Origin of the sequence: Peribacillus sp. RS7, from assembly GCF_041956845.1 — a bacterium.
Taxonomy (GTDB): Bacteria; Bacillota; Bacilli; order Bacillales; family DSM-1321; genus Peribacillus.
This window is the reverse complement of record NZ_CP168135.1, coordinates 2,323,071-2,346,589: the sequence shown is the minus strand read 5'-3', so window position 1 is coordinate 2,346,589 and position 23,519 is coordinate 2,323,071. Positions and strand designations below refer to the sequence as shown.

Genomic DNA, 23,519 nt, shown 5'->3' with positions numbered 1-23,519 from the left:
ACCCTCCAATATTCTTTTAACCATGTTCATTGTATCATTTTACACTAAAACGGATAAAGCGAAACTTCCATCATTGATGCTTTTCCAATGATTACTACAAACAAGTGGAACACAGGTTAAATTCGCCACGCCCTGTGGCAACCCCTGTGCTAGCACATCCTGTGCGTCGCAATCGGGCATTTACAGGCTGTTGGCCCCTTACAGCATGTTAATGCGGGGTAAAGCGAAATTTCCATAATTGTCTCTCTTCCAATGATTATAGGCCAACCCACTTCAGTGCGTCGTCCTCTCTAATCTTTTATGCATGAGATAGTAAGTCTTAAACCTAAAATATTCCAGGAGTTTAATAATCCAATCCACGAATCTGGAAGTTAGGATAATCAGGATAATTATTTATTTTTTATAATGCTTTCCCATACTTTTTCTTTTCGATTGAACGTAATAAAGACATCCGGCTCCTTAATATTTCTATCCGAAAAGTCATCATGCATCTCATCCATATTTAAATAATCCCCTACGACCCATGCCGGTATCTCAATCTTCGTTCTCGAGTACTTAACATGCCGAAAGGAAAAAATGAGCCCCTCTGCCAGAATATGAGCCAAAGAAGAAATCATTTCTGGAGGGATGGCCGTCAGTTCTCTTTTCTTTCTGATTCCAAGCCACGACCTCTCCACTTTTAATGGCTCCAGCTTTAACGGAATCAAGCTTCCTAACATCATATAATATGTCGAAAGAGAACGAAAATAAATTTTATTGAACCAGCCATCATCCTGGGCAAGGTACACAAATTGATTATTCAATTTACGGAAAAATGGAGGTTCCAGATGGGTTTTAGCATGCCCTAAATATAAAAGTTCCGCTATTTCCCTGCCATCCAATTCATCCAGCCCTTCAGCTTCTTCAAAATCAATCCAACAGAAATCTCCATATGCCCGGACATTTTCTTTAACGAGCTTCGCAATATCCTCAGATGAAGCGCTCTCAAGCAGGACATTCAAATTGTATTCCCCACCATCGAATTGATGTTTCAATAATAAGATGGAATCCATGGTATATGGCAACGAATAAACAAATTCGCGGAAATTGAGTCCATTAAAAAGGACAAACCGTTCAGAAGCCTGCATATGCATATATAAGATATCATTGTTATCACTCTTCATAACCTGATCCCCTCCGAGCTCTCAATCAATAATGTTATTTTATCAAACTTTTGGGTTTTCACGTAAGTTATATAACCCAGAATATTAATCATCATCAGCATCGTCTATATAATGTGAAACCCGTCTCTATATTCACCTATAAGGTCAAGGAACGAGTTCGACAATATCAAATATCTATATTATAGAAAAAATTAAAATTTGGAGGAATTGACGATGGATAAAATTGAAAAAGGTTTTATCAATAATTCTTTACATGAGTCCGCTTCACTTTATGCTGATGCAACAAAAAATTTTGATCTTTGGCAATCAGAAAAATATGCATTCGAAAAATATTTATATCAGGATGATACAATCCTTGATATTGGCTGTGGAACTGGAAGATCCACATTTGCACTGTATAAAAAAGGATTTCAATAGTATAGCGGGATTCGATATAACACCTGCCATGCTTCATGAAGCCGAAAAAATATCGTACGAATATAACCTGGATATACCCTTTATCCTTGGCGATGCAACGAAATTCCCTTTCAACAATTCATCATTCGATAAAGCAATCTTCGCTTTTAATGGTTTAATGAAAATTCCCCAGCGAAAAAACCCTACATTAGCTTTAAAAGAAATCAATCGTATTTTAAAACCAGAAGGCATTTTCATTTTCACAACACACGACCGTGATAAAAACGAATATTATATGAATTTCTGGGAACAAGAGGAAATTATTTGGTGTGAAGGTAAACAAGATGAGAGGCTTTATGAGTTTGGGGATATTTTCACATTCGGAAAGACACCTCAAAAAGATACTTACCTCCATATCCCAACACAACTTGAAGTACTTGATGGCCTTGAAGAAGCAGGGTTTACAGTCATCGAGACCTTTTACAGAAGTGAATTATTCCATGAAAGCGATGATGTAAACGCTTTCCCTTCTGATTGCCGCTTCTGGATCGTTCAAAAATAAGGTACATTTTTTAAAATTCAAAAAAAATCCAGAGTGGCATATCACTCTGGATTTTTTGTATTAAGAAACTTGTTCTAGTTCTTTATCGGAAGGAGGGTTGAATTGACCTTCCCATTTAGAGATGACGATTGCTGCAAGTGAATTACCAATAACGTTTACTACTGTACGTCCCATATCAAGAATACGGTCGATACCAGCAATAAATGCTAGACCTTCAATAGGAATACCAACTGTTCCTAATGTCGCTAAAAGAACTACGAAAGATACACCTGGTACACCAGCAATCCCCTTAGACGTGATCATTAACACTAGCATTAGCGTAATTTGCTCATACGCGCTTAAATCAATTCCGTACATTTGAGCGATGAAGATAGCTGCTAACGCTTGGTATAATGTAGAACCATCAAGGTTAAAAGAGTATCCAGTCGGAATAACAAATGTAGCAATATGTTTCGGACATCCCGCTTTCTCCATTTTTTCCATGATTTTCGGAAGAACAGCTTCTGAACTTGCTGTAGAGAACGCAAGAATCAATTCTTCTTTTAGAAGTTTAATCAACGTAAAGATATTGAATCCTACAAATTTCGCAATAAGACCCAGAATGACAATTACAAAGAAAATCATTGTTCCGTATACAGAAAGCGCTAACTTACCTAACGGAATTAAAGATTCCAGACCGAACTTGGAGATGGTCACACCGATTAGTGCAAATACCCCGATTGGAGCGAATTTCATGACCATATTTGTTAGGTAAAACATTCCTTCAGCTGTTCCTTGGAAGAAACGGAATACTGGTTTACCTTTTTCACCGATAGCCGCAATACTAAGCCCAAACAATACGGAGAAGAAAATGATCGCTAGCATATCGCCTTCTACCATAGCTTTAACTGGATTGGATGGCACAATGTGAACAAGTGTATCTACAAACGACTCATGCTGCTTAGTTTCTGCTGTATCAACATAAGTGGAGATATCAGTTTGTTCCAGATTATTCATATTTACACCAGCACCAGGCTGAATGATATTCGCGGAAATTAAACCAACAGCAATCGCAATCATAGTTACCACAACAAAGTATGATAGTGATTTAGCACCTAGTTTACCTACTGCTTTCAAATCACCTACACCCGCAACAGCAACGATAAGGCTTGATACAATGATTGGCACAACAATCATTTTAATCATTCGTAGGAAAATGTCACCGAATGGCTGTAAAAAGTTTTGAGCCGTCTCATTACCATAAAAAATGGCACCCACGATAATTCCTAGAATTAAACCAATGAAAATTTGGCTAGCTAAACTTAATTTAAATTTCTTCATATACTTTCCTCACCTTCCATAAAGTCTTTGATGCAAAAACATTTTGTCTCGGTAAGGGAAACAAGATACTAATAAAAGAAAGTAATTTTTCTTTTTTTGAAAAACTCTGTCTTTACGCCGAAAAAAAAGACACTTCATGTGTCGATTTCTTATTGGCGTGAATATTCACACATGTTCCCTTAAAGACGCTGACGAGGTTAGCTGTCGGGTTAGGAATTGGAAACACAAATGCCCTTTCATTTCTGAATTCACCCCTAGCGGATAATAAAATCCACAATAATGGGTCCCCCGTTCTTGGAATAAGATTAAGCGAGTTAACTTATAATAAAATATTATACTAAAAATGTTAATCTGTAAATATTTATTCGCATTCATTCTTGAAAAAATCTTAAAACATGTCTGAATATTCTGCCTTAATGACTATTGTACCTATAATTCCATTGCCCGATTTTATACATATAAGTTATATGGATATATAAATAATACCAAATTGCACCTCTCTTCTTATTAAAGAAGCGGTTATTTTTCCAGAATGCCAAGTAACAGATATCTTACTTTTTCCCTAGAGGTGAATTTCTTATAAGTTTTAGTTTTCACTTTTTCAAATTGAATTGGAGTAATAAAATAAGAATGGTTCTTCACTACCCTATTCGGTTCTAATAGGATGACGTCACCTACGGACGGTCCCTTTATGAGCTCTTGCTTTCCTTCAGCTTTAAGTCCTTTTGTGATGTAGTGTTTATCCACAAAGCCTTTTTTAGTCAACTTGTAGACATGCGGCTGTTTTTTGTAATGGACTGCCTCTATAGGAATGGAGGGTACACCCGCTTTCTCATTGGTTATTACAGTAAGATTGACTTTGGATCCCACCAACAAAGGTTCGGTTTCTTCACCTTCAGGTTCGATTAAAGCCTGAAATGGAAATCTGTTATTTTTTTTTATGGACGGCTCTTCTGCCGGGTAGGAATGGATACGGCCAATCTTTCCTTTCAAAGTCGTTTTTGAGTCAGAAGAACTTGCTTTTATAGTCATGCCCACTTCAGCCTTTTTCATCTCCTCTTCGGAGAAATCACCTTCAATTGCCATATTTGTCGAAACAATGGATATAATGGGATTATTCAGGTTTTCATTGATATTCTTAACTACACCATCAGCTTCACTCGTCGTCACAATCGCGCTGGACTGCTCCTCAATAGACCTTAATTTAGCATCAAGCATTTTAACTTTTTCATTCAAACTGTTTTTTTCGAGTTCCTGCTTGTACAATTCTTGCTCAATATTACTTTTAATAAGGTCTGAAGAGCTTGTTGTTATATCGATATTCAAGTTTCTTTCCACTGAATCATCAATGACCGCCTTATCGGGATCACGGGTCAATGTCCCTTGATAAGACCTCAACTTCCCTAAGTATTGGTCAATCCCTACAATTTCTCCCTCAGCGGCAGCTTTCTCCGATTCTACATTCGCTTTAAGCGCATCAAGTTCGGTTGCCGTATACTCAAACAACGAGGAGCCAGCCGTTACCACATCACCTTCTTTTACAAGGAATTTCTTAAAATCATTCTGCTTGGTATCGAAATAGATATCATACTCTTCCAAAGGTTTAATTACACCATTCGTTTGAATGGTATCCGTAATTGTATCTTTTTTTACCATTGTCCAGTTTTCCACGAAAACAGTTCGTTCCACTTTGCTTTCCTTTTTTTCAATAAGGTATAAGTTAACGGTTATCAAAACAGTCGACGCAATAGAGACCGCTGCTATTTTCCATTTCCCGCTCATTCTTTTCACCCCGCCTTATACAAATACGCCCACTTGGATATATGCTAAAAAGGCTTTAACAAACCAAGTGGCCAGATAGAATAGAACAATCATTAAAAAGATCAAATAATTATTTCGTTCTGAAAATTCCCTTAAATAAAAATATTGCAGGGCAATAATAAGAAATTGAAAAATGGTGATTTCGCTGAAAAAGTGAATAAAGTAATCACTTCTGAGAAAATACTGACTGATGATTCCTAAAGAAAAAGGATTGGCATCGTTGCCTATATCCATTAATACGAATAGAGGAATCAATAATATTTTTTCCACCAATTGCAAACCAAAAATGATCATTTGAACGATGACTATTTTTATGTACGGGATATCCGTAACGATCCAAAAGAATAGAGCTGATAAAAATATGTATATGGAAGGGTGGATTATGCCTGCTATTATATTGCCGCTCAATATCAGCAACTTTCCTGCTTCAAATTCATTAACACCCATCTTCGTGATTTCTTTGGAAAATGATTCAGATCCAATGCCAAAATACCCCTCAATAGCAAATACTAAAAGACTAAGAAGATATAAAAATAGTAATTTCCAACCAAGTCGTGTGACTGCCTCTGCATTTTGCAGCTGATAACGACTCCGATTAGGCTCTAAAATGCCCTTTAACAATCTGACCTGGTACACCATATGTGTTCCTCCTGCAAAAAATGATATATCATCCTATATTTTATCTTATTTTGGAAACAAATGCAGAAATAAGGAATGATTGAAACAAAAAAAACACATAATCCTTACCCTTTATAATTAATCTCCCTCTAATTGGGAATTAATACTGATAAATGATGGTCAAGGACTTTAATTCGAGTAGGTGTTTGGCTATAGTTCTCTCCATCCATATCCACATCAAGTGGCCTCTTGGATTCAATAGTCAGGGTACTGGCCTGCACATATGTCACTCCAGCTTCCGAGCTCAGATTTTCTGTCCATGAACGTTTCATCGCTATTATTTCCAAAAATGCACCAAGGTTTGCGTTCTCCAAGATGGCAACGCCAAAGAGCCCATCGTCTGGACTAACCATGGGAAACGGCAATAAATTAGTACCGATAAAACATCCATTCAAGACCAAAATCATGATTGCTTTCCCTTCAATTAAATTCCCATCATATTCAAGTTTATAGGGAAAGGGGGCACTATCACCAATCGTCCTTACCGCACTTAATAAATACCCTATCTTTCCGAATCTGTTTTTTTCCTGCTCATCAATATTGCTTGAAGCTTCAGAAATAAGTCCAACTCCCCAAAAATTAGAAAAATAATCGTTATTGGCCTGCCCGATATCAATTGAACGAACCTTGCCATTTACTATTGCTTCTGCAGCTTGACGAACATTTTGAGGAATATTCAATGTTCTGGAGAAGTCATTGCAAGTCCCTCCAGGTAAAATCCCAAGTAATGGCCGCTTCTCCAGCGGTGAAAGGCCGTTTACACACTCATGTACAGTTCCATCTCCTCCTAATACGAAAACTACATCCATGTCTTCACCATATTCCGAGCAAAAACGAGATGCATCGCCTTTTTCCTTCGTTTGTAGAATGAGGAACTCATCAATATGAAGAGCTATAACTGGAAGACATGCCTCAAGATTCCTTGCGAGTTTACCATTTCCAGCATTTTTGTTATAAATCAGCATTCCCTTTTTCCATCTCATGATCTAGCCCCCATATTAATGAAAGAATTATCTTCTTCCTGCTACTTATACTTTTCCCTAACCCCCGCTTTTGAAACTCAATCATTATCAAATGGAAAAATTCATATGGCTTGAAATCTAAGTCATATCAAAAGTAAAAAGAGGCTATACGCCCCTTTTCAGTAAAGCCTTCATATATTCGTCAAATATTCCTTCATCGTCAAGATAAGCTTTGAACATAAGTGACTTCTTTTTTCATTTTTTTCCAAAAATAACAAAAGACTTTCCAAGATAATGGGACTTGGCCTAACTTTCGAAAACTCTTCTTGGATCGCCTTTAGAGCTTCCGTATATTTATTTGTTTCCATTCCTTCTTCCTTACGTGTTTCCACTTCAAGCATCCTGCTTATGATTGAATGGATTTCCTCTTTTGGGCTCAAATCCCTCAGTGAGCATTCGTGTAAAGGAAATTGTTTCAATAATGGATCATCCATGATCTGCAGGCTTGCGATAATCGAATCCATCCGATTCAAAATGAAGTTAGGTAACAATTCCACTTCGAAAGCATTTTTTTTCCTGATTAATATTCCGATATATCCTTTGAAAAGTGAATCTAACATTATTGTGCAATCCGGCAGAAGGTCAGCCGAAAGTCCTGGGTATAACTCAATGATTTTACGCTTGAACCAAATCATGCCCTCTTCATGGATATAATGTAAAAATCTATCTAGTTCTTTGCTGATATGAATCATTTGTTCCTGCATCATCATTTTGATTAAGTTGGTATTTCCCGTCACATGCTCAATATGAACAGTGATTTGCCTTAAAAACTTATCTTTACTTGATAATGAAGCATCCAGCTCAAGGTCAAGTAAAGAGTCCGTCAACGCTTCATAATAATATTTAAAAATGGAGACTAATAATTCTTCCTTCGATTTAAAATAATTATAAAAAGACCCCTTTGCTATCCCACATTTTTCAGCAATTTCCTGAACGGATGTAGCATGATAGCCTTTCTCCGCGAAAAGCTCTACAGACTTATCTATGATCATCTTATGTTTTTCATTCATCAAATTCATCCTATCTCTTAAAGATTGTTCACTTATGACCGCTCAGTCACTTCTTCCAAATTGTATCCCAAAACCCTTGGAATCACAACGATAAAACTCACGAATATTATCTGTTGCAATCATAATCCATATACTATATATTTGAGTTTATGACCGACTAGTCACAATTTTAAGTATGGAGGGTACAAGTTTGAATTCAATAATTAAATTTTCCTTAAAGAATAAATTGGCAATCTGGTTACTTACGATCATCATCGTTGGAGCGGGTTTATACTCCGGTTTAAACATGAAACAAGAAACCATTCCAAACATCTCGACTCCTTTAATAAGCATCTCCACTGTATACCCCGGAGCTGCACCTGAAGAAGTGGCAGATAAACTCACAGACCAGATAGAGCAGAAAGTCACGAATTTATCAGGAGTCGAATTAGTCAGTTCGTCTTCCATGGCTAATGTGTCTTCCATCCAATTACAATACGATTATGATACTAATATGGATGACGCTGTAAAAGAAGTGAAAGAAGCATTAGAGAAATTAGAATTGCCTGAAGGAGTGGATGACCCAAACGTATCCAAATTGGAATTAAACGCTTTTCCTGTTGTTGCACTTAGTGTAACAGATAAGGATTCGGATTTACCTGCCCTTACTAAAAATGTCGAAGAAGTGTTAGTACCTAAACTTGAAGGAGTTGACGGCGTAACATCCGTATCAATTTCCGGACAACAAGTAAATGAAGGCAGTCTTATATTCGATCAAGAAAAGATGGCTCAATACGGGCTCGATGAAGACACCGTAAAGAAGGTAATCCAGGCAGCAAACGTCAACATGCCACTTGGTATATATAACTTTGATGATAAAGAAAAAACGATCGTTGTGGATGGAAACATCTCCACATTAAAAGACTTGAAAAATATAAAGATACCTTTAACGGGTGGCTCTAAAACAGGAACGCCAACACAAACCGTACCTGAAACCAATCAATTATCTCCTGAAATGGCACCGGCTACTGCCCAACTGCAAAATGTCAAATTATCAGACATTGCCGATGTTAAAATCACCGGTAAGGCTGAGTCGATATCAAGAACAAATGGTAGCGAATCGATTGGAATCCAGGTTACAAGATCGCCTGATGCCGATACAGTTGCGATCGTTGACGAAGTAAATAAAGAAGTTTCGAATTTCAAAGAAGAATTTAAAGGCGTAAGTGTACATACTACGCTTGATCAAGCCAAACCGATCAAAGATTCTGTTGAAACCATGATCAGCAAGGCACTCTTCGGCTGTCTGTTTGCCGTCATTGTTATCATGCTGTTCCTTAGGAATTTTAAAACGACTCTCATTTCCGTCATTTCGATTCCACTATCCCTGTTAGCAGCCCTTTTGGTGCTCAAACAAATGGATATTTCATTGAATGTCATGACACTGGGGGCCATGACCGTTGCCATTGGCCGAGTCGTCGATGACTCCATCGTCGTCATTGAAAATATTTACAGGAGAATGGCTTTAAAAGGCGAACAATTAAAAGGCGGCGAATTAATACGATCAGCCACTAAGGAAATGTTCATCCCTATCCTTTCATCGACAATCGTTACTGTAGCGGTATACCTGCCTTTAGCAAGCGTTACAGGACCTGTCGGGGAACTATTCATGCCATTCGCCTTAACAATGGTGTTTGCATTAGTCGCTTCATTAATAATCGCCATCACACTTGTTCCGGCAATGGCAGACTCATTATTTAAAAAGGGACTATCTGAAAAGGAATTAAAATCACATGAAGAAAAACCAAGTAACCTATCTGCATTCTACCGAAAAGCACTGGATTGGTCATTAAGCCATAAGTTAATCACTTTCGGTACTGCCATTGTATTATTGGTCGGGAGCTTATTCCTAATTCCAAGCATCGGTGTCAGCTTCATGCCTGCAGATGAAGAAAAAACGATTATCGTTACTTACACCCCAGCACCTGGCGAATTAAAAGAGGATATTGAAAAGCAAACAGAAAAAGTAGAAAAATATTTCATGGATAAAGATGATGTGAAGACCGTTCAATACACACTAGGGGAAAACATGATGGGCGGCATGATGGGTGGATCGAGTAACTCAGCTCTCTTCTATGTACTCTATGATGAAGACACCGAAAATTTCGGGGACAAAAAAGAAAAGGTCATAAAAGATTTAACTGACCTTGATTCACCTGGAACATGGAAACAACAAGAATTCACGTCAACAGCAAGCAACGAAACCACTCTATTTGTTTACGGAAATACACAAAAAGACATTGAACCGGTAATCGATGATATTCAAAATATCATGAAGAAAAATAAAGATTTAAAAGATGTTGATACAAGTCTTTCCGATGCTTATGAGCAATATACTCTAGTTGCAGATCAGGAAAAGCTAAGTGATCTTGGACTGACAGCTGCACAAATTGGTATGTCCATTGCTAATACGAATAAAGATGATGCTTTAACTACAATTAAGAAAGATGGAGAAGAAGTCAAAGTATATGTCGAAACGGAAAAAACGACATTCGAAGATAAAAAAGACCTAGAAAATACGAAAATCTCTTCTCCAATGGGAATGGAAATCCCATTGAAAGAGCTTGTGAAAATCGAAGAGGGCAAAGCGTCCGATACAATTAGCCGTCGCGATGGAAAAATTTATGCCGACGTGTCTGCAACAATCAAATCGGATGATGTAGCAGCAGTAACAGCTGAAGTACAAAAGGAAGTTGAGAAATTAGACCTACCTGCAAGCGTCTCTGTAGACTACGGCGGAGTAACGGAAGATATCCAAGAGTCATTCACTCAACTTGGAATCGCTATGTTAGCAGCCATTGCTATCGTTTACTTTGTCCTAGTCGTTACTTTCCATGGTGGTTTAGCACCAATAGCCATTCTTTTCTCATTACCATTCACGGTAATTGGTGCATTGGCAGGCCTATTCGTTGCAGGTGAGACCATCAGCGTTTCCGCAATGATGGGTGTCCTGATGCTTATTGGTATCGTCGTAACCAATGCCATCGTATTGGTCGACCGCGTTATCAAAAATGAAGAATCAGGCTTATCTACCCGGGAAGCTTTACTCGAAGCAGGAACCACCCGCCTACGTCCAATCCTGATGACTGCCCTAGCCACAATCGGTGCTTTAATACCATTGGCCATCGGTGCAGAAGGCAGTGGATTAATATCACAGGGTCTTGGAATTACCGTTATCGGCGGACTGGTGAGCTCTACATTGCTAACACTTGTAATAGTACCTGTTGTATATGAAGTTATCATGAAAAAAGGTAAAAAGAAGAAAAAAACAAGTAAATAAAGAAGAAACAGAAAGAGGGCATCCTTTTATGGGGGATGCCCTCTTTCTGCTCTCAATCCAACAAGAATACCTTGAACCTTTCTTTCCACACTCATTTTCATTATCTTATTAAATCCAACTTCCTTAAGCTCATAATGCTTCTGGGACTCTTTAGACGGGCTTCAATTCTTTCTTTAACCCTACCCCCCGCCTGATAAGGCAAAACTGTCCCATTCGTCATTTCCAAGGAAATTCATTTGTTTTTAACACCATATTTTTATATAAACAAAAAAAGGAAAGAACTAGCCTTCCTTTTTAATTTCTATAGATTAGTGTTTGGTGAAGGTCTGGTCGATTGCATTTTCCAGATCCAGCGATTTTTCTTTTAAATAACGCTTCGTTACGTTTAAATCTTTATGACCGGCAAGCTTGGATATCGTTTGTATATCTATTCCATTATCCACTAACCTTTGGCAAAAGGTATGGCGAAGTTTATGTGGATGCACATTGTATTTTTTTAATATATATTGAACTGACCTCGGAGTGATCCTTTGATTATAACTTGAGATGAATAACGGATCTGCCTTTTCTTTTAAAGAATAAAGATAATTTTTCACATGTTGTATAGACGATAGTGTAAGGGGAACGGATCTATCGATTTCACCTTTTGCGTTCCTGACAAGAATATAATTTCGCTCTGTTTCCATGATGACGTCCCGACCATTTAAGTCACATAATTCAGATACACGGATTCCAGTATGTAACAAAAGGTAGACGATGGCAATGTTCCTTAGATTTCCTTCTGCTTCTATATCTCTTAACAGGATTTGCTGCTCTTTCATGCTTAAAGTTTCAGGTACCTCAAGCTTGTGCTCTTTAACCTTACGTTCCACAGAAAGCATTACTTGTGGTTTACCTAAAAATTTAAAGAATACATTTAGAGCGATATAGTGTTTTTCGATTGTCCCTGGACTTTTCTTGCAATTTTCTAAATAATCAAGATAATCCTGAACATCTTCAGAATGAATCTCCATCAATATCTTTTGTGTCTGGTCACAAAACTGTGAAAGGACACCAGTATACGTTTTGATCGTATTAGCTGATTTACCTTGGTCTCTCAACCATTCAGCAAACGAAAAAATCATTTCATCTTTAGCAGAGGTATCCATCGGCTATTCCCCCAATGACAGTTTCAGAACTACGTTAAGTTTAACATATATCCCTACAGAAACGAAGAATTCTGTCCCTTTGTCTTAAACAGATATGGATTATACAGATAGAAAGTAGGAATTATTTTTTATAAATAACAGGGATGCATTTATAGTATGTTCTACCATATTTACTATTCATATACTATATTACTTTCTTTATGCTCTTTACGAGTCTCTACCTATTAACAGTTTAAATAATATGATACTGAAGGAATAACAACCGTAAAAAAGACCAGCCGGATGGCTGATCTTAGAAATGGCTTGGCGGCGTCCTACTCTCACAGGGGGAAACCCCCAACTACCATCGGCGCTGAAGAGCTTAACTGCCGTGTTCGGAATGGGAACGGGTGTGACCTCTTCGCTATCGTCACCAAACATATCAGGAACGTTGTTCCTTCAAAACTAGATAATAAGAAGGTATTTCATTTTTTAAAAAGCGTTGGTTAAGTCCTCGATCTATTAGTATCAGTCAGCTCCACATGTCGCCACGCTTCCACCTCTGACCTATCAACCTGATCATCTTTCAGGGATCTTACTAGCTTGCGCCATGGGAAATCTCATCTTGAGGGGGGCTTCATGCTTAGATGCTTTCAGCACTTATCCCGTCCGCACGTAGCTACCCAGCTATGCCTTTGGCAAGACAACTGGTACACCAGCGGTGCGTCCATCCCGGTCCTCTCGTACTAAGGACAGCTCCTCTCAAATTTCCTGCGCCCGCGACGGATAGGGACCGAACTGTCTCACGACGTTCTGAACCCAGCTCGCGTACCGCTTTAATGGGCGAACAGCCCAACCCTTGGGACCGACTACAGCCCCAGGATGCGATGAGCCGACATCGAGGTGCCAAACCTCCCCGTCGATGTGGACTCTTGGGGGAGATAAGCCTGTTATCCCCGGGGTAGCTTTTATCCGTTGAGCGATGGCCCTTCCATGCGGAACCACCGGATCACTAAGCCCGACTTTCGTCCCTGCTCGACTTGTAGGTCTCGCAGTCAAGCTCCCTTGTGCCTTTACACTCTACGAATGATTTCCAACCATTCTGAGGGAACCTTTGGGCGCCTCCGTTACTCTTTAGGAGGCGACCGCCCCAGTCAAACTGCCCACCTGACACTGTCTCCCACCCCGATAAGGGGCGCGGGTTAGAATTTCAATACAGCCAGGGTAGTATCCCACCAACGCCTCCACCGAAGCTAGCGCTCCGGCTTCTCAGGCTCCTACCTATCCTGTACAAGCTGTACCAAAATTCAATATCAGGCTGCAGTAAAGCTCCACGGGGTCTTTCCGTCCTGTCGCGGGTAACCTGCATCTTCACAGGTACTATAATTTCACCGAGTCTCTCGTTGAGACAGTGCCCAGATCGTTACACCTTTCGTGCGGGTCGGAACTTACCCGACAAGGAATTTCGCTACCTTAGGACCGTTATAGTTACGGCCGCCGTTTACTGGGGCTTCGGTTCAAAGCTTCGCTTGCGCTAACCTCTCCCCTTAACCTTCCAGCACCGGGCAGGTGTCAGCCCCTATACTTCGCCTTGCGGCTTCGCAGAGACCTGTGTTTTTGCTAAACAGTCGCCTGGGCCTATTCACTGCGGCTTTTCCGGGCTATTCACCCTAAAAAGCACCCCTTCTCCCGAAGTTACGGGGTCATTTTGCCGAGTTCCTTAACGAGAGTTCTCTCGCACACCTTAGGATTCTCTCCTCGCCTACCTGTGTCGGTTTGCGGTACGGGCACCTTACATCTCACTAGAGGCTTTTCTTGGCAGCGTGGAATCAGGAACTTCGGTACTATATTTCCCTCGCCATCACAGCTCCGCCTTAATGGAAACGGGATTTGCCTCGTTTCCGGCCTAACTGCTTGGACGCGCATATCCAACAGCGCGCTTACCCTATCCTTCTGCGTCCCCCCATCGTTCAAACGATGTATAGGTGGTACAGGAATATCAACCTGTTGTCCATCGCCTACGCCTTTCGGCCTCGGCTTAGGTCCCGACTAACCCTGAGCGGACGAGCCTTCCTCAGGAAACCTTAGGCATTCGGTGGAAGGGATTCTCACCCTTCTTTCGCTACTCATACCGGCATTCTCACTTCTAAGCGCTCCACCAGTCCTTCCGGTCTGACTTCAACGCCCTTAGAACGCTCTCCTACCATCGACACCTAATGGTGTCAATCCACAGCTTCGGTGATACGTTTAGCCCCGGTACATTTTCGGCGCGGAGTCACTCGACCAGTGAGCTATTACGCACTCTTTAAATGGTGGCTGCTTCTGAGCCAACATCCTGGTTGTCTAAGCAACTCCACATCCTTTTCCACTTAACGTATACTTTGGGACCTTAGCTGGTGGTCTGGGCTGTTTCCCTTTCGACTACGGATCTTATCACTCGCAGTCTGACTCCCAAGAATAAGTATTTGGCATTCGGAGTTTGACTGAATTCGGTAACCCGTTGGGGGCCCCTAGTCCAATCAGTGCTCTACCTCCAATACTCTCATCTTGAGGCTAGCCCTAAAGCTATTTCGGAGAGAACCAGCTATCTCCAGGTTCGATTGGAATTTCTCCGCTACCCACACCTCATCCCCGCACTTTTCAACGTGCGTGGGTTCGGGCCTCCATTCAGTGTTACCTGAACTTCACCCTGGACATGGGTAGATCACCTGGTTTCGGGTCTACGACCTCATACTCATTCGCCCTATTCAGACTCGCTTTCGCTGCGGCTCCGTCTTATCAACTTAACCTCGCATGAAATCGTAACTCGCCGGTTCATTCTACAAAAGGCACGCCATTACCCATTAACGGGCTTTGACTACTTGTAGGCACACGGTTTCAGGATCTATTTCACTCCCCTTCCGGGGTGCTTTTCACCTTTCCCTCACGGTACTGGTTCACTATCGGTCACTAGGGAGTATTTAGCCTTGGGAGATGGTCCTCCCTGCTTCCGACGGGATTTCTCGTGTCCCGCCGTACTCAGGATCCACTCAGGAGGGAACGAAGTTTCAACTACAGGGTTTTTACCTTCTTTGACGGACCTTTCCAGGTCACTTCATTTACCCCGTTCCTTTGTAACTCCATGTTGAGTGTCCTACAACCCCAAGAGGCAAGCCTCTTGGTTTGGGCTAATTCCGTTTCGCTCGCCGCTACTCAGGAAATCGCATTTGCTTTCTCTTCCTCCGGGTACTTAGATGTTTCAGTTCCCCGGGTCTGCCTTCAGTACCCTATGTATTCAGGTAAAGATACTGTTCCATTACGAACAGTGGGTTTCCCCATTCGGAAATCTCCGGATCAAAGCTTACTTACAGCTCCCCGAAGCATATCGGTGTTAGTCCCGTCCTTCATCGGCTCCTAGTGCCAAGGCATCCACCGTGCGCCCTTTCTAACTTAACCGTTAAAAAGATCTTACAGATGCTTTGAAAAAAATTAATTGCCTTCTATCTATTATCTAGTTTTCAAGGAACAAAGCAGAAAGAATCCATCACATCGTGATGCTTTTCTTCCCTATCTGAATGAATTACTCATTCAAAACTGAACAAAACAAAAGCGCTCTCGTAATTATCCTTAGAAAGGAGGTGATCCAGCCGCACCTTCCGATACGGCTACCTTGTTACGACTTCACCCCAATCATCTGTCCCACCTTAGGCGGCTGGCTCCATAAAGGTTACCTCACCGACTTCGGGTGTTACAAACTCTCGTGGTGTGACGGGCGGTGTGTACAAGGCCCGGGAACGTATTCACCGCGGCATGCTGATCCGCGATTACTAGCGATTCCGGCTTCATGTAGGCGAGTTGCAGCCTACAATCCGAACTGAGAATGGCTTTATGGGATTCGCTTACCTTCGCAGGTTTGCAGCCCTTTGTACCATCCATTGTAGCACGTGTGTAGCCCAGGTCATAAGGGGCATGATGATTTGACGTCATCCCCACCTTCCTCCGGTTTGTCACCGGCAGTCACCTTAGAGTGCCCAACTGAATGCTGGCAACTAAGATCAAGGGTTGCGCTCGTTGCGGGACTTAACCCAACATCTCACGACACGAGCTGACGACAACCATGCACCACCTGTCACTCTGTCCCCCGAAGGGGAAAGCCCTATCTCTAGGGTTGTCAGAGGATGTCAAGACCTGGTAAGGTTCTTCGCGTTGCTTCGAATTAAACCACATGCTCCACCGCTTGTGCGGGCCCCCGTCAATTCCTTTGAGTTTCAGCCTTGCGGCCGTACTCCCCAGGCGGAGTGCTTAATGCGTTAGCTGCAGCACTAAAGGGCGGAAACCCTCTAACACTTAGCACTCATCGTTTACGGCGTGGACTACCAGGGTATCTAATCCTGTTTGCTCCCCACGCTTTCGCGCCTCAGTGTCAGTTACAGACCAGAAAGTCGCCTTCGCCACTGGTGTTCCTCCAAATCTCTACGCATTTCACCGCTACACTTGGAATTCCACTTTCCTCTTCTGCACTCAAGTTCCCCAGTTTCCAATGACCCTCCACGGTTGAGCCGTGGGCTTTCACATCAGACTTAAAGAACCACCTGCGCGCGCTTTACGCCCAATAATTCCGGACAACGCTTGCCACCTACGTATTACCGCGGCTGCTGGCACGTAGTTAGCCGTGGCTTTCTGGTTAGGTACCGTCAAGGTACCAGCAGTTACTCTGGTACTTGTTCTTCCCTAACAACAGAACTTTACGACCCGAAGGCCTTCTTCGTTCACGCGGCGTTGCTCCGTCAGACTTTCGTCCATTGCGGAAGATTCCCTACTGCTGCCTCCCGTAGGAGTCTGGGCCGTGTCTCAGTCCCAGTGTGGCCGATCACCCTCTCAGGTCGGCTACGCATCGTCGCCTTGGTGAGCCATTACCTCACCAACTAGCTAATGCGCCGCGGGCCCATCTATAAGTGACAGCCGAAACCGTCTTTCCATCTTCTCTCATGCGAGAAAAGAACGTATCCGGTATTAGCTCCGGTTTCCCGAAGTTATCCCAGTCTTATAGGCAGGTTGCCCACGTGTTACTCACCCGTCCGCCGCTAATCTCAGGGAGCAAGCTCCCATCAATTCGCTCGACTTGCATGTATTAGGCACGCCGCCAGCGTTCGTCCTGAGCCAGGATCAAACTCTCCGAAGAAATGTTTGACTTGCTCATTTTGCTTTTTTGATAGTGTGTGCTCACTTAAAATTTAACGTTGGCGCTTTGTTTTGTTCAGTTTTCAAAGAGCAATTTCACAATCGTTCTTTCGAACGGCTTGTTTATTCATCATAACATCTTATTGTTTAGTTGTCAACTTCTGCGAAGTTTTAAACTTATTTTAAATCGCTGTGTTTCTCAGCGACCATTTCATCTTATCATTTTCATAGTAAGAAGTCAATAGTTATTATTTTTCTTTTAGTAATCTACCAAAAGCGGATGAAGTTGTTCGTTTGTCTCAGTTGGTGCTTATTTATATTAATCCAATTTCACTTTAAAGTCAACACATTTCAAAATAAATAATTCCTTTTCTAAATGAAGGGTCTATATCTATCTGATCCCCGTTGGCTTAAGGATAAAAAACACGACTTTAATAAAAATAATTCAGACAGAACTCCAAGGTTTCCTAAAAAAACCTTATAAGTCTTCATATATTGTAGACGTCCTTATAAATGCAAAAAAAGACCAGCCAGATGGCTGATCTTAGAAATGGCTTGGCGGCGTCCTACTCTCACAGGGGGAAACCCCCAACTACCATCGGCGCTGAAGAGCTTAACTGCCGTGTTCGGAATGGGAACGGGTGTGACCTCTTCGCTATCGCCACCAAACATATCAGGAACGTTGTTCCTTCAAAACTAGATAATAAGAAGGTATTTCATTTTTTAAAAAGCGTTGGTTAAGTCCTCGATCTATTAGTATCAGTCAGCTCCACATGTCGCCACGCTTCCACCTCTGACCTATCAACCTGATCATCTTTCAGGGATCTTACTAGCTTGCGCCATGGGAAATCTCATCTTGAGGGGGGCTTCATGCTTAGATGCTTTCAGCACTTATCCCGTCCGCACGTAGCTACCCAGCTATGCCTTTGGCAAGACAACTGGTACACCAGCGGTGCGTCCATCCCGGTCCTCTCGTACTAAGGACAGCTCCTCTCAAATTTCCTGCGCCCGCGACGGATAGGGACCGAACTGTCTCACGACGTTCTGAACCCAGCTCGCGTACCGCTTTAATGGGCGAACAGCCCAACCCTTGGGACCGACTACAGCCCCAGGATGCGATGAGCCGACATCGAGGTGCCAAACCTCCCCGTCGATGTGGACTCTTGGGGGAGATAAGCCTGTTATCCCCGGGGTAGCTTTTATCCGTTGAGCGATGGCCCTTCCATGCGGAACCACCGGATCACTAAGCCCGACTTTCGTCCCTGCTCGACTTGTAGGTCTCGCAGTCAAGCTCCCTTGTGCCTTTACACTCTACGAATGATTTCCAACCATTCTGAGGGAACCTTTGGGCGCCTCCGTTACTCTTTAGGAGGCGACCGCCCCAGTCAAACTGCCCACCTGACACTGTCTCCCACCCCGATAAGGGGCGCGGGTTAGAATTTCAATACAGCCAGGGTAGTATCCCACCAACGCCTCCACCGAAGCTAGCGCTCCGGCTTCTCAGGCTCCTACCTATCCTGTACAAGCTGTACCAAAATTCAATATCAGGCTGCAGTAAAGCTCCACGGGGTCTTTCCGTCCTGTCGCGGGTAACCTGCATCTTCACAGGTACTATAATTTCACCGAGTCTCTCGTTGAGACAGTGCCCAGATCGTTACACCTTTCGTGCGGGTCGGAACTTACCCGACAAGGAATTTCGCTACCTTAGGACCGTTATAGTTACGGCCGCCGTTTACTGGGGCTTCGGTTCAAAGCTTCGCTTGCGCTAACCTCTCCCCTTAACCTTCCAGCACCGGGCAGGTGTCAGCCCCTATACTTCGCCTTGCGGCTTCGCAGAGACCTGTGTTTTTGCTAAACAGTCGCCTGGGCCTATTCACTGCGGCTTTTCCGGGCTATTCACCCTAAAAAGCACCCCTTCTCCCGAAGTTACGGGGTCATTTTGCCGAGTTCCTTAACGAGAGTTCTCTCGCACACCTTAGGATTCTCTCCTCGCCTACCTGTGTCGGTTTGCGGTACGGGCACCTTACATCTCACTAGAGGCTTTTCTTGGCAGCGTGGAATCAGGAACTTCGGTACTATATTTCCCTCGCCATCACAGCTCCGCCTTAATGGAAACGGGATTTGCCTCGTTTCCGGCCTAACTGCTTGGACGCGCATATCCAACAGCGCGCTTACCCTATCCTTCTGCGTCCCCCCATCGTTCAAACGATGTATAGGTGGTACAGGAATATCAACCTGTTGTCCATCGCCTACGCCTTTCGGCCTCGGCTTAGGTCCCGACTAACCCTGAGCGGACGAGCCTTCCTCAGGAAACCTTAGGCATTCGGTGGAAGGGATTCTCACCCTTCTTTCGCTACTCATACCGGCATTCTCACTTCTAAGCGCTCCACCAGTCCTTCCGGTCTGACTTCAACGCCCTTAGAACGCTCTCCTACCATCGACACCTAATGGTGTCAATCCACAGCTTCGGTGATACGTTTAGCCCCGGTACATTTTCGGCGCGGAGTCACTCGACCAGTGAGCTATTACGCACTCTTTAAATGGTGGCTGCTTCTGAGCCAACATCCTGGTTGTCTAAGCAACTCCACATCCTTTTCCACTTAACGTATACTTTGGGACCTTAGCTGGTGGTCTGGGCTGTTTCCCTTTCGACTACGGATCTTATCACTCGCAGTCTGACTCCCAAGAATAAGTATTTGGCATTCGGAGTTTGACTGAATTCGGTAACCCGTTGGGGGCCCCTAGTCCAATCAGTGCTCTACCTCCAATACTCTCATCTTGAGGCTAGCCCTAAAGCTATTTCGGAGAGAACCAGCTATCTCCAGGTTCGATTGGAATTTCTCCGCTACCCACACCTCATCCCCGCACTTTTCAACGTGCGTGGGTTCGGGCCTCCATTCAGTGTTACCTGAACTTCACCCTGGACATGGGTAGATCACCTGGTTTCGGGTCTACGACCTCATACTCATTCGCCCTATTCAGACTCGCTTTCGCTGCGGCTCCGTCTTATCAACTTAACCTCGCATGAAATCGTAACTCGCCGGTTCATTCTACAAAAGGCACGCCATTACCCATTAACGGGCTTTGACTACTTGTAGGCACACGGTTTCAGGATCTATTTCACTCCCCTTCCGGGGTGCTTTTCACCTTTCCCTCACGGTACTGGTTCACTATCGGTCACTAGGGAGTATTTAGCCTTGGGAGATGGTCCTCCCTGCTTCCGACGGGATTTCTCGTGTCCCGCCGTACTCAGGATCCACTCAGGAGGGAACGAAGTTTCAACTACAGGGTTTTTACCTTCTTTGACGGACCTTTCCAGGTCACTTCATTTACCCCGTTCCTTTGTAACTCCATGTTGAGTGTCCTACAACCCCAAGAGGCAAGCCTCTTGGTTTGGGCTAATTCCGTTTCGCTCGCCGCTACTCAGGAAATCGCATTTGCTTTCTCTTCCTCCGGGTACTTAGATGTTTCAGTTCCCCGGGTCTGCCTTCAGTACCCTATGTATTCAGGTAAAGATACTGTTCCATTACGAACAGTGGGTTTCCCCATTCGGAAATCTCCGGATCAAAGCTTACTTACAGCTCCCCGAAGCATATCGGTGTTAGTCCCGTCCTTCATCGGCTCCTAGTGCCAAGGCATCCACCGTGCGCCCTTTCTAACTTAACCGTTAAAAAGATCTTACAGATGCTTTGAAAAAAATTAATTGCCTTCTATCTATTATCTAGTTTTCAAGGAACAAAGCAGAAAGAATCCATCACATCGTGATGCTTTTCTTTCCTATCTGAATGAATTACTCATTCAAAACTGAACAAAACAAAAGCGCTCTCGTAATTATCCTTAGAAAGGAGGTGATCCAGCCGCACCTTCCGATACGGCTACCTTGTTACGACTTCACCCCAATCATCTGTCCCACCTTAGGCGGCTGGCTCCATAAAGGTTACCTCACCGACTTCGGGTGTTACAAACTCTCGTGGTGTGACGGGCGGTGTGTACAAGGCCCGGGAACGTATTCACCGCGGCATGCTGATCCGCGATTACTAGCGATTCCGGCTTCATGTAGGCGAGTTGCAGCCTACAATCCGAACTGAGAATGGCTTTATGGGATTCGCTTACCTTCGCAGGTTTGCAGCCCTTTGTACCATCCATTGTAGCACGTGTGTAGCCCAGGTCATAAGGGGCATGATGATTTGACGTCATCCCCACCTTCCTCCGGTTTGTCACCGGCAGTCACCTTAGAGTGCCCAACTGAATGCTGGCAACTAAGATCAAGGGTTGCGCTCGTTGCGGGACTTAACCCAACATCTCACGACACGAGCTGACGACAACCATGCACCACCTGTCACTCTGTCCCCCGAAGGGGAAAGCCCTATCTCTAGGGTTGTCAGAGGATGTCAAGACCTGGTAAGGTTCTTCGCGTTGCTTCGAATTAAACCACATGCTCCACCGCTTGTGCGGGCCCCCGTCAATTCCTTTGAGTTTCAGCCTTGCGGCCGTACTCCCCAGGCGGAGTGCTTAATGCGTTAGCTGCAGCACTAAAGGGCGGAAACCCTCTAACACTTAGCACTCATCGTTTACGGCGTGGACTACCAGGGTATCTAATCCTGTTTGCTCCCCACGCTTTCGCGCCTCAGTGTCAGTTACAGACCAGAAAGTCGCCTTCGCCACTGGTGTTCCTCCAAATCTCTACGCATTTCACCGCTACACTTGGAATTCCACTTTCCTCTTCTGCACTCAAGTTCCCCAGTTTCCAATGACCCTCCACGGTTGAGCCGTGGGCTTTCACATCAGACTTAAAGAACCACCTGCGCGCGCTTTACGCCCAATAATTCCGGACAACGCTTGCCACCTACGTATTACCGCGGCTGCTGGCACGTAGTTAGCCGTGGCTTTCTGGTTAGGTACCGTCAAGGTACCAGCAGTTACTCTGGTACTTGTTCTTCCCTAACAACAGAACTTTACGACCCGAAGGCCTTCTTCGTTCACGCGGCGTTGCTCCGTCAGACTTTCGTCCATTGCGGAAGATTCCCTACTGCTGCCTCCCGTAGGAGTCTGGGCCGTGTCTCAGTCCCAGTGTGGCCGATCACCCTCTCAGGTCGGCTACGCATCGTCGCCTTGGTGAGCCATTACCTCACCAACTAGCTAATGCGCCGCGGGCCCATCTATAAGTGACAGCGTAAACCGTCTTTCCATCTTCTCTCATGCGAGAAAAGAACGTATCCGGTATTAGCTCCGGTTTCCCGAAGTTATCCCAGTCTTATAGGCAGGTTGCCCACGTGTTACTCACCCGTCCGCCGCTAATCTCAGGGAGCAAGCTCCCATCGATTCGCTCGACTTGCATGTATTAGGCACGCCGCCAGCGTTCGTCCTGAGCCAGGATCAAACTCTCCGAAGAAATGTTTGACTTGCTCATTTTGCTTTTTTGATAGTGTGTGCTCACTTAAAATTTAACGTTGGCGCTTTGTTTTGTTCAGTTTTCAAAGAGCAATTTCACAATCGTTCTTTCGAACGGCTTGTTTATTCATCATAACATCTTATTGATTAGTTGTCAACTTCTGCGAAGTTTTAAACTTATTTTAAATCGCTGTGTTTCTCAGCGACCATTTCATCTTATCATTTTCATAGTAAGAAGTCAATAGTTATTATTTTTGTTTTGGTAATCTACCAAAAGCGGATGACGTTCTTCGTTTGTCTTAGTTGGTGCTTATTTATATTAATCCAATTTCACTTTAAAGTCAACGCTTTTTCTTTATTTCTTATTTTAATATCCTGCACAGTTTATTAGCATCTTCAGTTTATCAACAATTCCAAGGCATTACTTATATAATAGGAAGAGTTGTAACCATACATTATTGCCTGTTGTTGATTGAGTAATCTCAAGCTGCTGGGACGCAAAGTATGAAATAGGGCCCTTGCTAGCTCCTTCATCTAAAACCTCTAAGCA

10 protein-coding genes, 6 rRNA genes and 1 riboswitch are annotated in these 23,519 nt (G+C 43.3%); of the genes, 3 read left to right on the top strand and 13 right to left on the bottom strand.

Translation table 11 applies throughout. The features are described 5' to 3' along the window. Positions 1–389: 389 nt before the first annotated feature. Positions 390–1,163, bottom strand: a complete 774-nt coding sequence (locus ACDZ29_RS11990) for a hypothetical protein (RefSeq protein ID WP_289333680.1) — start codon at positions 1,161–1,163, stop codon at positions 390–392. Positions 1,164–1,376: 213 nt separating this feature from the next. Here ACDZ29_RS11990 and ACDZ29_RS11985 point away from each other — a divergent pair, with 213 nt between their 5' ends. Further along, positions 1,377–1,580: a hypothetical protein gene (locus tag ACDZ29_RS11985; protein ID WP_375090905.1), complete on the top strand. Its 204-nt coding sequence runs from the start codon at positions 1,377–1,379 to the stop codon at positions 1,578–1,580. After that, entirely contained in the window at positions 1,552–2,121 is a 570-nt protein-coding gene (locus ACDZ29_RS11980; RefSeq protein WP_375090904.1) for a class I SAM-dependent methyltransferase, read from the top strand. The genes ACDZ29_RS11985 and ACDZ29_RS11980 overlap by 29 nt, the downstream gene beginning before the upstream one ends. Before the next feature lie 60 nt (positions 2,122–2,181). Here the strand turns inward: ACDZ29_RS11980 and ACDZ29_RS11975 are convergent, their stop codons facing one another. The 5 genes from ACDZ29_RS11975 to ACDZ29_RS11955 all read right to left on the bottom strand — a co-directional run bounded on the left by ACDZ29_RS11975 (position 2,182) and on the right by ACDZ29_RS11955 (position 7,972). Beyond that, positions 2,182–3,441: a cation:dicarboxylate symporter family transporter gene (locus ACDZ29_RS11975; protein WP_289323408.1), complete on the bottom strand. Its 1,260-nt coding sequence runs from the start codon at positions 3,439–3,441 to the stop codon at positions 2,182–2,184. A 171-nt stretch (positions 3,442–3,612) separates the two neighbouring features. Then, positions 3,613–3,763, bottom strand: a riboswitch (cyclic di-AMP (ydaO/yuaA leader). A gap of 197 nt (positions 3,764–3,960) precedes the next feature. Continuing rightward, complete coding sequence (locus ACDZ29_RS11970) at positions 3,961–5,223, bottom strand: efflux RND transporter periplasmic adaptor subunit (RefSeq protein WP_375090903.1); 1,263 nt, start codon at positions 5,221–5,223, stop codon at positions 3,961–3,963. Between the two features lie 15 nt (positions 5,224–5,238). After that, positions 5,239–5,901: a hypothetical protein gene (locus tag ACDZ29_RS11965; protein ID WP_375090902.1), complete on the bottom strand. Its 663-nt coding sequence runs from the start codon at positions 5,899–5,901 to the stop codon at positions 5,239–5,241. A gap of 128 nt (positions 5,902–6,029) precedes the next feature. Next, on the bottom strand, positions 6,030–6,923 hold the full coding sequence (locus ACDZ29_RS11960; protein WP_375090901.1) for a diacylglycerol/lipid kinase family protein: 894 nt from the start codon (positions 6,921–6,923) through the stop codon (positions 6,030–6,032). A gap of 170 nt (positions 6,924–7,093) precedes the next feature. Then, positions 7,094–7,972, bottom strand: coding sequence for a TetR/AcrR family transcriptional regulator (locus ACDZ29_RS11955; RefSeq protein WP_375090900.1), 879 nt, complete (start codon positions 7,970–7,972; stop codon positions 7,094–7,096). A 190-nt stretch (positions 7,973–8,162) separates the two neighbouring features. On the opposite strand from ACDZ29_RS11955, the gene ACDZ29_RS11950 reads away from it, so the two are divergent. Then, complete coding sequence (locus ACDZ29_RS11950) at positions 8,163–11,291, top strand: efflux RND transporter permease subunit (protein ID WP_375090899.1); 3,129 nt, start codon at positions 8,163–8,165, stop codon at positions 11,289–11,291. Positions 11,292–11,599: 308 nt separating this feature from the next. On the opposite strand, the gene ACDZ29_RS11945 is transcribed toward ACDZ29_RS11950, so the two are convergent. From ACDZ29_RS11945 to ACDZ29_RS11915, 7 genes are all read right to left on the bottom strand, one after another. Then, positions 11,600–12,439 carry a tyrosine-type recombinase/integrase gene (locus ACDZ29_RS11945; protein ID WP_289318738.1) on the bottom strand — a complete coding sequence of 280 codons (840 nt, stop codon included), beginning with the start codon at positions 12,437–12,439 and terminating at the stop codon, positions 11,600–11,602. 301 nt (positions 12,440–12,740) lie between these two features. Further along, positions 12,741–12,856 (bottom strand): 5S ribosomal RNA (gene rrf / locus ACDZ29_RS11940). 64 nt (positions 12,857–12,920) lie between these two features. Beyond that, a 23S ribosomal RNA gene (locus ACDZ29_RS11935) occupies positions 12,921–15,853 on the bottom strand. Between the two features lie 175 nt (positions 15,854–16,028). After that, positions 16,029–17,579 (bottom strand): 16S ribosomal RNA (locus ACDZ29_RS11930). Between the two features lie 552 nt (positions 17,580–18,131). Further along, a 5S ribosomal RNA gene (rrf, locus tag ACDZ29_RS11925) occupies positions 18,132–18,247 on the bottom strand. 64 nt (positions 18,248–18,311) lie between these two features. Beyond that, positions 18,312–21,244, bottom strand: a 23S ribosomal RNA gene (locus ACDZ29_RS11920). 175 nt (positions 21,245–21,419) lie between these two features. Continuing rightward, a 16S ribosomal RNA gene (locus ACDZ29_RS11915) occupies positions 21,420–22,970 on the bottom strand. The 16S, 23S and 5S rRNA genes sit together here, the layout of an rRNA operon. Positions 22,971–23,519 lie beyond the last annotated feature (549 nt).